The following is a 14459-nucleotide window of genomic DNA, read 5'->3' on the forward strand; positions in this document are numbered from 1 at the left end:
GCTGTGAGCTTTTAGCTAATATCCATTAGCTTTTAACACGGACATTCTTTCATTCAATATTCAACATTGCATTACCTTATCCCAATCTTTCCAAACTGGTTCATAACCTCTGCTCTGAATCACCCTGACAATTTCCTTGGGGCATCTTTCATCTGAGATTTCAAATTGTTCCAATGATTCCAGCTCAACCGCATATCCGCCGGGGTTGGTTTTGGAGCCTGCGCTCATTGATGTAATTCCCAATGACACACAATGATTCCTGAATTTTTCAGATTCCCTTGTCGACAACGAAATGTCCAGCTCTTCATTAAACAAGCGATAGGCACAAATGAGTTGCACAAGTTCCCGGTCGGTCATCTCAACTTTTGGTTCCAGTCCTCCTGAAAATGGACGAAGTCTTGGAAACGACAAACTGTAACGAGTCTGCCAATAGCTTTTCTCAAGATAATTGAGATGTAAGGCCGTGAAAAAGCTGTCGGTACGCCAGTCTTCCAATCCAATCAAAACGCCAAGTCCCATTTTATGAATGCCAGCCCGACCCAATCTGTCAGGGGTTTCCAGGCGGTAATTAAAGTTAGATTTTTTTCCTTTGGGATGATGCTTTTTATAGTCTTCTTGATGATATGTTTCCTGGTAAATCAAAACGGACGTGAGTCCAAGCGGAATTAATTGAGAATATTCATCGGTTTCCATCGGCTGTACTTCCATGGAAATCTGAGCAAAATAAGGGCGTATCAGTCTCAACACCTTTTTGAAATAATCGACATGCACTGTTTGATTTGCCTCACCCGTGACGAGCAATACATGCTCGTAGCCCAAACTTTTTATTACAGCCACTTCCTGCAGTATTTCAGTTTCGCTCAGCGTCTTTCTTCGAACCTTATTATCCAGGCTGAATCCGCAATAGGTACAAATATTGGTGCACTCATTGGAAAGATACAACGGAATGTAGAGCTGAATGATTTTCCCGAAACGTTTTTGTGTCAGCTTCTGGCTTAACTGCGCCATGGGTTCCAGGTAATTGGCAGCAGCAGGCGAAATGAGTGCTTTGAAATCTTCCAAATTTCTTTTGGTCGTGTTCAGAGCGTATTCCACATCCGCTTTTGTTTTTGCATAAATGCTCTCCCTAACCTCGTTCCAGCTGTATGATTCGAAAACACTCTTAAAACTAGTCATCTAAAAAGTCGGTTAAAGGACTGCTTGCTACAGCAAAATGTCCCTGTTTTGCAAGTCGTGCCATATATGCCATCCTTCCAGCCTCCACAGCCATTCTGAAGGCAATTGCCATCTGACGAGGATCGCCGGAAACCGCAATTGCAGTGTTGACCAGCACGGCATCGGCACCGATTTCCATCGCTTTGGCAGCATCGGAAGGCGCGCCGATACCGGCATCCACAATCACAGGAACCTTGCTTTGCTCAATGATGATTTCAAGGAAATCAATGGTTTTCAACCCTTTGTTACTTCCGATTGGAGAGCCCAGAGGCATGACTGCCGATGCCCCTGCGTTTTCAAGACGCTTGCATAAAACCGGGTCGGCGTGGATGTAGGGCAACACGACAAATCCGAGTTTGGCGAGTTCCTCTGTGGCAAGCAGTGTCTCAATGGGGTCGGGCATCAGGTACTTGGGATCAGGATGGATTTCCAGTTTAAGCCAGTTTGTTTCCAGAGCTTCCCTGGCCATTTGCGCTGCAAAAACAGCTTCTCTGGCCGTCCGTACCCCAGATGTGTTAGGCAACAGATTGATCTTTGGGTGTTTGAGATGTAACAGAATATCGTCTTCGGTACTGTTCATATCCACCCTACGTAACGCTACCGTCACCAGTTCCGAGCCGGAGGCGATCAAAGCCTCTTCCATAATCCGGGATGAACTGAACTTTCCGGTGCCTGTAAACAATCTGGATGAAAATTCTTTATCAGCGATCTTTAACATAAAATTTTGTTGATTTGAGAAACCAGCTTTGTTGGATTTTCTGAATGAATGATTGCGCTGGAAAGGGCTACACCATGAATACCGTTTTTTATGATTTCAGGAATATCCAGGATAGTGATACCGCCAATTGCAATGATAGGAATGGTCAAATGCCGTTCTGTTAATGAATTGACAATTTGTCTGTAGCCCTCGATTCCAATAATCGGACTTAAATTTTCTTTTGTGGATGTGAATCGAAAAGGACCCAAGCCGATGTAATCTGCGCCATCCTCGATTCGATCCAAAACGTGCTGGAGTGTATTTGCTGTTCCTCCAATAACCACCTCCCGGCCGACGATTTTCCTCGCTTCCTGAATCGACATATCGCGGAGTCCCAGGTGTAGTCCGAAGGCCTCAACTTCCTTCGCAATCGCCGGAAAGTCATTGATGATCAGTTTTGCCTGGTAACAGCTACAAAGTACTTTTGCTTTTACGGCTGCTTTTAAGACATCGGCGAATGGTTGATTTTTTATGCGAAGTTGTATCCAGCGATAGCCAGCGTCCAAAGCAAGTTGAATACTTTCAAGATGGCTGAGCCCGTTGGTTTGGTTTGATATGAATTGTAGTTTATCGATCATTTTTGTTTGTTGTCGGTCCCAGGGTAGAGTAACCCTGGGGTAAGAGATATAGCCCTTTCAGGGCATAGCTAATTGCAATATTTTTGAACCCTGAAAGGGTTCAATTCCAATAGCCCCGTGTTTCAGCCCGTGGGCTATAGATTATTCCCAACAGGACAACCCTGAAAGGGTTGAATTCAACGATCAGCCAAAGCAGCCAAGGTTCTAAAAATCTCCAAAGCCCTTGAAGGATTCCGCCACAAGGCTCCCAAAACTGCCGCGCCGTCAAAGTTCATTTTTCTCACATTTTGTATATTCAAAACATCAATCCCTCCAAGAGCAATCACTGGTATTCTTTTAGATTTCTCTGCCATGAAAAAATCTTTGGCCACCGCGCTTTTATACCCGGATTTTGAAATACTGTCAAACACAGGTCCGAAAAAGGTATAGCTGAAGACGGTAGAAATGTTCTTCAATTCGACCAAATCATGGATGGATGTGCTTAGTACGAATCTATTTTCACGTAACTTTTCCTGTTGCGCGTCAGAGGTTATCCTTCTTTCATTTTCCGTAAAATGAAGTCTCCTGACCCCAAATTCAGCAGTCAGTTCATGGTGCTGGTGCAGGGCGATTCTATCGAGAAAAGCTGGCTCAATCTCAGATAGTAACCCTGCAAAATCATCCCGTGTACTTCCGGGTTTTCTGATGTGCATACATTCCAATCCCTCTCTCAAAAGACTGTTAATCATTGCGGCCTCCACAGGGATGAATTCTGGACTGGATATGGCTATCAGCTTCATTACAAATATAGTTCGCTTCCTTTACTGGCAAATTCTCTTGCTTTTTCCGGCATACCTTATTGCAACGCGAAAACGGCTTATCCTCCCTGCGTAGGTTTGATCAGGGTAACTTTATCCTGTGGCAAAATGATGTGCTTTATCCAGCCTGATTTTGGCACCACAGTATCGTTGATGGCCACGGCTATTCCCTTCGCAGGATTTGTAAACAGTGAAGCCAGTAGATCTTCAACTGAAGAATGTTCAGGGATTTCTGCGATTTTGTGATTAACGGTAATTTCCATTCTGAATAACGTTTTTATAGATAAAAACTTCAGGAATGGACCTCGCGAAAGATACATTAAGATACAACAATAGTATCTCTTACTTTTCCCTATCGGCAGTACTAGCTGCATCAGGTTCAAAGGGTATTATCTCAGTCCGCATACGGGACACCCCTAAAGTTTTAGCAAAGCTATTGCAAAAATGCGGAAATGGAAAGCAAATGCGGTATAAATGATCTCCCAGCCATATGAATAATTTGAGTTTTGCTAATTTGGGCTAACTTTGAAAATATTAGCATCACCAACTTTATCGATGATCGTTTTGTAATGGATCTTATTATTAGAAATGCCACTCCCAAAGACCTTCCTGTTATTCTGGAAATTATAAATCAGGCCATTCTTACCACGACGGCTATTTATGATTATGAAACGCGAACCATTGAGGAGCAAACCGCATGGTTTGAGAAAATGATTGAAGATGGAATGCCGGTAATCGTTGCCGAACGGGAGAAAAGGGTGATCGGATATGGGTCATACAATATTTTCAAACCTAAAATTGGCTATCGGTTTAGTGTGGAGCATTCCATTTATCTGGATGAAAAGTCGCGTGGGCTGGGCGTAGGAGGAAGGTTGTTGAAAAGCCTTATCCAACGCGCAAGCGAATCGGGATTACATACGATGATAGGGGTAATCGATGCTGCCAACCGAGGGAGCATCGAGTTTCACAAAAAATATGGATTTATAGAAAAAGGCTACCTGCGGGAGGTCGGATATAAGTTCGATCAGTGGTTGGATGTTGTTTTTATGCAGTTGATTTTAAATGAGGAACATTAGCAAGGATAATGGCGGCAGGTACTGGTTACTTGATTCATAGCAAATCACTTACTGCTCTTTCAATTCACCTACAAGCTTTGTTAATGTAGCCTTTGCGTCACCAAACAGCATGAGACAGTTTGGGTATCCAAACAGTTCATTTTCAATTCCGGCATATCCTGCTGCCATAGACCGCTTGCTAACAATAACGGTTCTTGCCTTGTCCACATTCAAAATGGGCATTTCGTATATCGGACTTGCAGGGTTTGTTCTGGCAGCTGGGTTTACAACGTCATTGGCACCTACAACCAGCACCACGTCGGTATTTGCAAAATCATCATTGATCAATTCCATTTCAATGAGCTTGTCGTAGGGGACATTTGATTCTGCGAGCAAAACATTCATGTGACCGGGCATCCGACCGGCAACAGGATGTATTGCAAAACGCACATTGATTCCCCTTGCTTCCAAAATATCCATCATTTCGCGAACAATATGTTGTGCCTGAGCAACAGCCATCCCATAGCCAGGCACAATCAGAACACTCGAGGCGGAATCAAAAATCATGGCAGCTTCTTCCACACCAACCTCCTTAATTACCATGTCGCCGGCATTGCCAGCTCCTGCTGTCCCACCGGAGGTAGCGCCAAAGCCACCTAGCAATACGCTGATGAGGGATCGGTTCATGGCTTTGCACATGATCTGGGTGAGGATAATTCCGGAAGCGCCTACCAGTGCTCCTGTCACAATGAGCACGCTATTGTTTAACACAAAGCCCGTTGTACAGGCGGCCATGCCGGAATAGGAATTGAGTAAAGAGATTACCACCGGCATATCTGCGCCACCAATCGGGATTACAACCAGAATTCCCAAAATCAGGGAAATTGAAATCATGATCATCATGGCATAAATGGATCCGGTACTGACTGCTACCAAAATGCCACAAATCATTGCAATTAAAAGTAAAAAAAGATTGACCAGATGCTGTCCCTTAAAGACAATTGCATTGCCATTGATTTTGCCACTCAGCTTTCCATAGGCCGTAAGAGATCCACTGAAGGTGATCCCACCAATCAATACACTTAATAAAATGCTGACGATAGTCACTATGTCTGTACTCAGTTCCGGTTGTTCAACCGCTCTGGTCCAGTAATCGGAAGTAGCGACGAGTAAGGAAGCTATTCCACCAAAACCATTAAAAATTGCCACCATTTCAGGCATTTGCGTCATTTCAACTCTTCTTGCCCAGATGAGTCCTATGGCGCTACCAATAAGCAAGCAGCTGAAAATTTCGATCGGGTTAAGTAATTTTGATTGAACCAGCGTTGCGAGTACGGCCAGCAACATGGCAATTGCGGATATGGTATTTCCTTGTCGTGCTTCCTGCGTCTTATTGAGTTTTTTTATCCCGACAATAAAGAGAATTGTGGCTGTAAGGTAGGCTAGTTGTATAAAAATATTCATAAAAGTAATTGAGAGAAGTGATGAAAATGTGATCAGTAGCTCACTTTTTCTTTTTGAACATTTGTAACATCCGGTCTGTCACTGCGTAACCACCTACGACATTAATGGTTGCGAAGATCAGTGCGGCCATGCCCAGATATTTACTCCACACACCTTCCTGGATACAGAGGATGGCACCCACAATGGTAATTCCAGAAATGGCATTCGAGCCCGACATCAGCGGAGTATGAAGGGTAGGGGGGACTTTGGCGATCAGTTCGAACCCACAATAACTTGCCAGAACCAAAATATAAAGCAGAAAGATAAAATTTTCGATTGACATGATTTTCTCAAATTTAAATTGGACTTGGGTTTGCAGGATTGAAAACCCAGCGGAGCCTACGAATTCGTTTTAGCCAAAATCTCTTTGGTGAACGCATTTACCAATTCACCCTGATAAGTTATCAGGCTTCCCTTGGTAATCTCTTCTTCTATTTCCCACTTAAAGCCGGCAGACGTAGCCAAATGTAAAAGCAATGTTGAAATATTTTTCGCGTAAAGCTCGCTGGCATTCACAGGGAGTAAAGATGGTAAATTGGGTTCGCCGATGATGGTTATACCGTGAGCAATAATTGTTTTTCCAAATACGCTCAGTGCACAATTTCCACCCGATTCAACGGCCATGTCCACAATTACTGACCCGGGTTTCATGGATCTGACCATTTCTTCGGTGATGAGTACTGGGGCTTTTTTGCCAATCACCAATGCTGTGGTGATTGCTATATCAGCTTCCTTTATCCTGTTTTTGATCAGTTCCTGCTGCTTCTGCAGGTATTCAGCAGAAACCTCCCGGGCGTAGCCACCTTCCACTTTCACACCTTCAGCTCCCTCTACCTGAAGGAACCTTCCTCCCAATGACTCCACTTGCTCCTTGGTTTCGGGTCGGACGTCTGTTGCTTCAACCACCGCGCCCAGTCTCTTAGCTGTGGCAATGGCTTGCAATCCGGCTACTCCGGCTCCAAATACCAGTACCCGCGAAGGTGTGATGGTTCCGGCGGCGGTCATCATCAAGGGGAATATTTTACCAAGCGCATTTGCACCGAGTAGTACCGCTTTGTAACCTGCCAGATTTGCCTGCGAACTAAGAGCATCCATTTTCTGGGCCCTTGATATCCTTGGTACGGCGTCCATGGCAAATGAGGCAATACCTTTCTCGTTCAATGCATCTATGACGGTCGGGATTGTGTAGGCATACAGGTAGGAGATCAGTACGGAGCCTCTTTTCATAAACTGCACTTCCTCTACTGTGGGCGCATTTACCTTCACAATGACATCAGCTTCACGCAGTGCCTGAGCGGTTCCAAAGGCAATGGTGGCTCCTGCTTCTTCGTATGTCTCATCCGAAAAATAGGATCCATCGCCGGCACCCGACTCGATAATACATACAAAGCCTGCTTTAACAAGCGATTTGACCGCCGAAGGTGAGAGGGCAACTCTCTTTTCAAAGGATTTGGTCTCTTTGGAAACAGTAATTTTCAAAGTCTGGTAGATCAGAGTGAAATTATGTCAGATTGACTTTTCTTAACAAGACGAATAAGATGGAATTTACTCCTTACACTGAGCCAAATTTTTATCAGCCCAAATCGTACAATCACCGCTCAACCCCAATTAATGTATGTTGCAGGCAGCCCCATTCCCAAAAATTGTCCTAATCAGGTTGTAATTGGAATGAGGATATCTAACCGTAATGTAAGGTTTGATATCCTCCTCATATATTCGAAATTTTCACTAAGTGCGAATGTACTTTGAAAAGCTCTTCAAGTATTATTTTGATCAGTTCTTGATCACTTTAAAAGTTTGCTTTTTGCCGTTTGCATCAATCTGGAGAATGTAAATTCCTATTGGGAAATTCCGGATATCCATACTTTCTTCGGCCATTCTGGACTTTTTTTGTATCAGTTCGGAGCCTTTGTTATCATAAAGTTTGATATTTTTTTCTCCGGGTTCTTTAAAGATAATTTTAAGGGTCTCCTGGGCGGGATTGGGGGCAACCGTTGCATGTATGACAGTGGGCTCAACTCCGGTTACTAATTCTACGCGTACAGTCGAGGGGGTACCTATGGTTCCCACCCCACAATTGTTCCTGACACTGAATAATTTATAATACTGGTTTGGAGAAGCCTGTGAAAGCTCAAGTTTTTCAATCGGATTGGATGTATATCTGCTAAACCTGGAACCATCCGGGCCGTATTCAAAGGTCCATGGAGCTCCGCCTTCCAGCAATACAACGATGCGTGGGTTACTGTTTTCCTGGTAAGTTACCAAGTCTGATTCGAAGCGGGCTTTGGCTTTTTGGCTCGCGGTAATTGGATATTCATAGGCACCGCTACCCGTGTTGGGATCTGATGCTATGATGCGCACCCGGTAAAATTTCCCGGAGACCAGATCGGTTGGCAGAACGGCCCTGATAGGCGAAGTGTTTCCTATGGTTGTGATAGACCTGAAGTTACGGCCAGTAGTGTCCGATATCTGAACCGTCATTTGGTTTCCAGAAGAAAAATTGCCTTTTGCCAGGTAAGAGATGGTAACTGTATCACCGGTACAAAGTGCGTATTGAGCTACATTGGCCAGGCTTGTAACTGTTACGGTTCTTTCTGTAACAGGATTCACTTCAACTATTGCCGCTCCACTTTTTGTCCCCTCGCCACAACTGTTTGTTAGAGAGGATAGTGTATAAGTTGTTGTTTGTTTTGGCGCAACGGTAATATAAGTAGTGTACCCAATCTGTCCCCAAAAAGATCCTTTGGTTCCGTCGGATAAAGTATATTGAATTTCACCATTGCTTGATTTGTTGGATTTTATCGTCAGCCTGGTATTTTCTCCGCTATTAATGATCGTATTGCCACTCAGGGTTGCATCCGGTTTGGTGGTTATGCTGGTGCCGAGACTGTACTTTTGCAGGTATTTTCTAGCAGTCACCTGAATATTGTAAGTGTTGCCTTTCATCACAGCAGGCAGTTTCAGTATCCTGTTTCCTGATGTGGCTTTTGTAGAATCCAGAACGGTTGTTGTATTGTTACCCGAATCATAAAGTTCAAAACGAATATAATCGTCGGATAAATCGACGTCTCCGCCCAGGTTGTAGCTCACAGAAATGCTGCCGCCTTCACAAATACTGTAAGTGTCCGAGCTTGCGGTTAATCTGGGTTTCACTAAAACCTTCACAGAGCCCGAAGCTGTGCCGTAGCCACAGGCATTCGATACCGATTTGATGGAATACTCACCGCCTTTCTGCACATATATGTTTCTGGTTGACTTTTCATTGTAGTTAATGATTCTTGAACCATCCTCGAATATTACGGTTGATGGCATGTTGGATCCGCCGTCTGTAACAGAGATGTCCATATATATACTGTTGCCGAAATCTACCGTGGAGCTTGATTGTGGGTTGATGGTCAGAGTTGCCGTAGGAACGGCGCCAATTCTGATATTTTGGTCGGGTGATATAGCTCCATCTGAAGAAACTATCCTCATTACATAGTTTCCTGGCGTTACGGAACTGGGTATGGTGGTGTTGATTATTCTGCCGGTTTCTCCGCTAGCTAGGGTGGTAAAGGTAGTTGCGTCTGACTTACGAATCTGCAATGAAAACGAAGCATTGGTGCTAAATCCGTCCGTAATGCCAAAAGGAACACCAACCGGTCCTCCTACACAGTAATTGGTATTATAATAGTTAGCATCCGCAATCTGTATGTTATATGGTACCCAACTGATAAATGTTTTCGCGCCAGAGAGGAAGGTTCCACACTGGTTATTCACCGATTTAATGACGTATTCAATAGTTTTTCCCAACGAGGGAAGAATGGGTATCGAGGGCGATGAATCGTAGCTGGAAGGGGTATAGGTTTTTTCAACGCCATTTTCTGTATAGGTAACCGACGATGCAGGGCCACTATTTGATGTCTGAACCTGTAGGTGATAAGTATTGTTAGAATTGGCCAGATATTTGGCTGGTGTTTCCTGTTTTCCCTCCGGATAAAGGTATATCTGAGTGATCGGCAGTTGAATCCTTATTGATTTTTGCTCGCTAAACACCACAGGATTAGTAGATGCTACGCGGATTGATCCATTGGTGCTACCGTATTGGGCTGCAGGAAGTTTGATTTTGTATTTTCCGCCTTGCTTTGCTGTTGAAAGTGTCTGGTAGGTGCTGGAATTGGAATATCCTTGAATGGCAAAAACGTTTTCAGGATTGAATTTCCCCACAGTACCAAATGTAATTTCCAGACTGTCCGTATCACATACAGCCGGCTTTATCGGATCCATGTATATTCCTGGCGATTCCGTGGGAACAAGCGTATAAGTAGCAGAGGCGGGGTTTGAATTTTTGAAGCATGCGTTACTGATAGACTTTATTTTGAATTCCTGGCTTTCTTTTAGATAAAACTCGGGGTTGAACCAATCATATTCCGCTTGGCTGGTAGTTCCATCCATGTTTTCGATCACATAAGGGCTTCCTCCATAAAGGGTTGCTCCAACCTGAACCCTACCCGGGAGCTCATAGCTATATTTATTATAAGCTGAAAACGATAGGTTTGGGGTGGTTTGTACTACTATATAGTAGGATGATTGGGACTCCAGAGAGGGATTGGTTGTAATGATTTTATAATTAAATCCTTGGTATCCCTGTGGTCGGTTTGGTACCTCGAACTCCAGAAACTCTCCTGATCTCGCCGCAGGGAAACGGAAGCTTTCCCCGCCATAATCCATTTGTATGGTAAATTGGGTAGCGTCTGTCAAGGCAGCACTGGATCTGAATTTAATTCTGCCTTTTGTACCCGCACAGATAATCTGGCGTTTTTGATCGTCTTCGATGCGTATACCCGGCCGTATTGAGATATCAACAGTTTGTCCATTGGTGAACTCTTGTTTTCCACAACCTGATTCCAACGATTTTATGGAATACGATGTCTTTTCATACGGACGCACGCTAATACTTGTAGTCCCGTAATAGGAAAGGGTCTGCTTGGCTCCATTGCTTAGCTCGACCGTAAACGGCGGGAGCCCGGTGACCGCTATCTGAAGGCTTACATAATCACTAATATTCACCAACTGGCTGGCCGAAGTGAATACAGCAGTCGGTTGTGGTGCAACCCTGAGTTGAACCGCAGAAGGTGAGCCAACAATGGAGGGGTTCTCCGTGATTATCTGAGCCGTAAAGTCTTGTGTATAAGTCAATACGAATGTTGGAGGGAATTTTGCTACGAGAAAATTACCCGCCAATTGAGCAGGAACTTCGGCTGACGCCTGTTTTCCATAGGTGTTGCCCTGAATAAATCTTATTTTATATTTGGTTTGGGCAGTGAAGGGAGCTCCCTGAGTGGAAAACGCTAATTTAACTTCACCATTTTCGCAGACTGTCTGTGGCGTAATGATCGTTGTGGATAGGGAAGTTGAATTGACAACTGATTTTACACTTCCAGAGACTTGCATGGCACCGCAGCCATTTTCTGCGTGGGCGATGGTAAGGATACCAGATTTGGTGACCGGATAAGTTTGGTTCTGAGAAAATACACCATTATAGCTCGAGAAATTAAGTTTAGTGCTGTCACTTAAAGTTACCCGAGTATCACTATTGCTTTCGCCTTTAAGTAGCAGGGTGATATTGTCGTATATATTTACTGTGTCACTGATCGCCAGAGAACTTAAAGTTGCACTCCCTTTAACAAAGGCGTTGATGGAATTACCCATCCAGGCACTTTCCACAGCTGGTGACGAAGCGATAACCTTTAATCGGATCCAAGGATACTTCGCAAATAAACCCGCATTGTTTAGTGTGAACTCCAGGTTTCCATTGTTGAGAACCGCCGGAACCGTGGCAATTACCGCATTGTCGTATTCATATTTTATCTGGATTGAAAACCTGTTGTCGGTGTTGAACTGCCCCTGGATTGTGACTGGCAGCTTGTAAAGTGCATCCACACAGACACTTGTATTGTAACCATAAGAATTAATCGCAATCGAAGGGCTTTGGGCATATGCCAGGTTGATGAGCAACAGCATTGCAGCTATCGCGACGTAGAATTTATGCATGTGAGGGTAGATTATTAATTGAACCAAAAATAGAAAACGTTTTTGGTTTTACCGAGTAAATGAGGTTGTTTGTAGTTTATTTTGGGTTACAAACTTTTTTATCTTCACTACCGCCACTTGGAGGTTGAAGTGGATTCTAGGAGCTATACTCTTTACTGAATGGGCTTCCTGCTATTACTACTTATGGAAACAGATAATAGGATACGTTTCAAGTAGTTGATTATTAATAATGTTAATGGATTTAGGTCTCTTATGGTTTATAGCTTACACCTTGGAAGCCAAAGAGCTGGGACATTATGAATTTTCGCAATCCGGATTTTCATGAAAAGTGCCTTTTCATGGGGGCTTTTTTGTTTGGGTACGCATGCTAACACATGCGAATCGCAGTTGAACCGCTACGCTTGGCTTCTGCGGTTCACCCACCATCCAAAAGCGGCTGCGGTAAAAAACATAATGATGCTATAGATAGCAGGTGGCACCGACATTACAGAATTATTGAGAACCGTCAGTGCGATAAAAATGGCCAGGGTGCCATTGTGAATCCCGATTTCCATACCGATCGCAATGGCTTGCTTCTTATCAATATGGAACAATTTTGGAACAAAATATCCACCGAGCAAACTTACGATGTTGAATAAAAAAGCTGCCAGGCCAATTTGAGCGAAGTATTGACCTAAGATCACCCGGTCCTTCAAAACGGTAGCAATGATGACCAGAAGAAGTAATATGGCAGAAGCTATTTTAACCGGCTTTTCCATTCTGGCCGAAATACCAGGTTTGAATCTTTTGATTAACATTCCGATCGAGACAGGGATTAACACAATGGCAAATACCGAAATGATCTTACCAAAAGGCATGGGAATGGCAAGGGCTTCTCCCATGAAGTAATCCATCGAAAGCCCCACTATAAATGGCAATGAAAACAAGGTCAGCACGCTATTGATGGCCGTTAGCGTAATGTTCAACGCGACATCGCCATTGGATAAATGGCTGTATAAGTTAGCCGTAGGCCCACCAGGTGAGGCGGAAAGCAACATAAGTCCGACGGCAAGTTCCGGGGAGAGTTGGAGTAGCTTGGCCACCACCAGTGCCGCCAGAGGTAACAGAAGCATCTGGCAGATCAATCCAATCAGCACGGCTTTGGGGTATTTGATCACCCGGGTGAAATCCGCAATAGTAAGCGACAGCCCGAGCCCCAGCATAATCACGCCCAACGCAAGTGGTAGTACGACAGTAGACAACATACTTTCTTGCATGGCAATGGAGGGTTTAATTAGGTCAGGAAAATAAGTCCGTATTGTACAAGTTATACTTGAAATGGCAATAAAAATACTATTGGCTGATCAAGAGATTTCTCGTCTTGCAAAAGGTGAAGAGAAACTCTTGATGTATCTCTTAGTGCGCCCGGCCTGTTTCCACGTAAGTCTCTTCATCGCCGGTAGGTTTTCCCTGCCACCAGGATGCGAGAATGGATCCCGTAATGTTCATGAGTGGTCCAAAAATAGCCGGTGCGAGTCCTACCGTAGCCATTTTGCCCATCTCCTTGGCGATACCCGATGCCAAACCGCCGTTTTGCATACCCACTTCAATCGCAATCGTCCGGCAATCCCGTTCACTCATTTTGAACAGTCTTCCCGACCAGTAGCCAAGTGTATATCCCGAAAGGTTATGGATCAGGACAAGCAGGAGCAGGGTAGGGCCAATGGTGAGCAGGCTGTCGCGTCCGGCGGCGGTGATAATGACGATGATGAATGCAATGCCTGCCATGGAAACAATAGGCATGGCATTATCCAGCCACTGGGCTTTACCGCTAAACAGTTTATTAAATACAAGTCCGGCTCCTATAGGGATGATCACCATTTTAACGATGTCCCACATCATATGCAGGGTATCAATTTGCACAAATGCGCCGGCAAGCCAGCTCATGAGAAGTGGCGTTACAATGGGGGCGAGCATGGTTGAAATGGCCGTGATCGTAATTGAAAGCGCCAGATTGGCTTTGGCCAGATAGGAGATTACATTCGATGCCATGCCGTTGGGAGAACATCCGATCAGGATTATGCCAGCTGCAATTTCAGGGGGAAATCCACTCACACTGGCCAGTGAGTAACCGATCGTCGGCATGATAATAAAATGACTGACCACACCAATAAATACACCTTTAGGCATTTTCACCACACCCACAAAATCACCGAAGCTCATGGATGTACCCATACCAAACATGATAATCTGGATCAGGGGGGTAATCAGCGTTGCCAGCTTGAACCCGTCAATCGTTTGGAAATACTGAGGGTAGTACAAGGCTGTGGTGACCGCGGCAAAGATCACCGTTGTATATGTAAATCCTTTCAGCTTCTCGTAACCCCGGAAGGCAATGGCCATGCATAGAAAAAAGCCAATGAAAAATGGACCTGCAAGTGGGAGATTTCCGGAGAATGCCAGGTACATTGCAATGACTAAAAGCACTACCGCAACACCACTGAGCAGCTTGTAAATATTCATATTTGGGAAAGTTTTCTTA

Annotated in this window: 12 protein-coding genes and 1 riboswitch; of the genes, 1 reads left to right on the top strand and 11 read right to left on the bottom strand. The window is 44.4% G+C overall.

Translation table 11 applies throughout. The features are described from left to right. Positions 1–60: 60 nt before the first annotated feature. The 5 genes from thiH to thiS form a co-directional block, all read right to left on the bottom strand. Positions 61–1176: a 2-iminoacetate synthase ThiH gene (thiH, locus tag DYADSP32_RS00700; RefSeq protein WP_149244492.1), complete on the bottom strand. Its 1116-nt coding sequence runs from the start codon at positions 1174–1176 to the stop codon at positions 61–63. Next, positions 1169–1933, bottom strand: coding sequence for a thiazole synthase (locus DYADSP32_RS00705; RefSeq protein WP_149244491.1), 765 nt, complete (start codon positions 1931–1933; stop codon positions 1169–1171). Before DYADSP32_RS00705 ends, thiH begins: the two co-directional genes overlap by 8 nt. After that, positions 1927–2550: a thiamine phosphate synthase gene (locus DYADSP32_RS00710; RefSeq protein WP_149244490.1), complete on the bottom strand. Its 624-nt coding sequence runs from the start codon at positions 2548–2550 to the stop codon at positions 1927–1929. The genes DYADSP32_RS00705 and DYADSP32_RS00710 overlap by 7 nt, the downstream gene beginning before the upstream one ends. Positions 2551–2726: 176 nt before the next feature. Beyond that, positions 2727–3329, bottom strand: a complete 603-nt coding sequence (locus DYADSP32_RS00715; protein ID WP_149244489.1) for a thiamine phosphate synthase — start codon at positions 3327–3329, stop codon at positions 2727–2729. Between the two features lie 77 nt (positions 3330–3406). Beyond that, positions 3407–3610: a sulfur carrier protein ThiS gene (thiS, locus tag DYADSP32_RS00720; RefSeq protein ID WP_149244488.1), complete on the bottom strand. Its 204-nt coding sequence runs from the start codon at positions 3608–3610 to the stop codon at positions 3407–3409. Between the two features lie 69 nt (positions 3611–3679). Beyond that, positions 3680–3775: riboswitch (TPP riboswitch) on the bottom strand. Between the two features lie 141 nt (positions 3776–3916). Here thiS and DYADSP32_RS00725 point away from each other — a divergent pair. Beyond that, positions 3917–4423: a GNAT family N-acetyltransferase gene (locus DYADSP32_RS00725; RefSeq protein ID WP_149244487.1), complete on the top strand. Its 507-nt coding sequence runs from the start codon at positions 3917–3919 to the stop codon at positions 4421–4423. Positions 4424–4471: 48 nt separating this feature from the next. Here the strand turns inward: DYADSP32_RS00725 and DYADSP32_RS00730 are convergent, their stop codons facing one another. From DYADSP32_RS00730 to DYADSP32_RS00755, 6 genes are all read right to left on the bottom strand, one after another. Then, entirely contained in the window at positions 4472–5866 is a 1395-nt protein-coding gene (locus DYADSP32_RS00730; protein ID WP_149244486.1) for an NAD(P)(+) transhydrogenase (Re/Si-specific) subunit beta, read from the bottom strand. 40 nt (positions 5867–5906) lie between these two features. Then, entirely contained in the window at positions 5907–6188 is a 282-nt protein-coding gene (locus DYADSP32_RS00735; protein ID WP_149244485.1) for an NAD(P) transhydrogenase subunit alpha, read from the bottom strand. 56 nt (positions 6189–6244) lie between these two features. Then, positions 6245–7384 (bottom strand): Re/Si-specific NAD(P)(+) transhydrogenase subunit alpha, encoded by a 1140-nt coding sequence (locus tag DYADSP32_RS00740; protein ID WP_149244484.1) that lies wholly within the window; start codon positions 7382–7384, stop codon positions 6245–6247. A gap of 294 nt (positions 7385–7678) precedes the next feature. Next, the gene (locus DYADSP32_RS00745; RefSeq protein WP_149244483.1) at positions 7679–11938 is read right to left on the bottom strand and encodes a T9SS type A sorting domain-containing protein; all 4260 of its coding nucleotides are present in this window, start codon (positions 11936–11938) and stop codon (positions 7679–7681) included. Positions 11939–12333: 395 nt separating this feature from the next. Then, entirely contained in the window at positions 12334–13194 is an 861-nt protein-coding gene (locus DYADSP32_RS00750) for a bile acid:sodium symporter family protein (protein WP_149244482.1), read from the bottom strand. Between the two features lie 139 nt (positions 13195–13333). Then, positions 13334–14440: a bile acid:sodium symporter family protein gene (locus tag DYADSP32_RS00755; protein ID WP_149244481.1), complete on the bottom strand. Its 1107-nt coding sequence runs from the start codon at positions 14438–14440 to the stop codon at positions 13334–13336. Positions 14441–14459: the final 19 nt, after the last annotated feature.

The sequence above is a fragment of the Dyadobacter sp. 32 genome (genome assembly GCF_902506755.1).
GTDB lineage: Bacteria > Bacteroidota > Bacteroidia > Cytophagales > Spirosomataceae > Dyadobacter.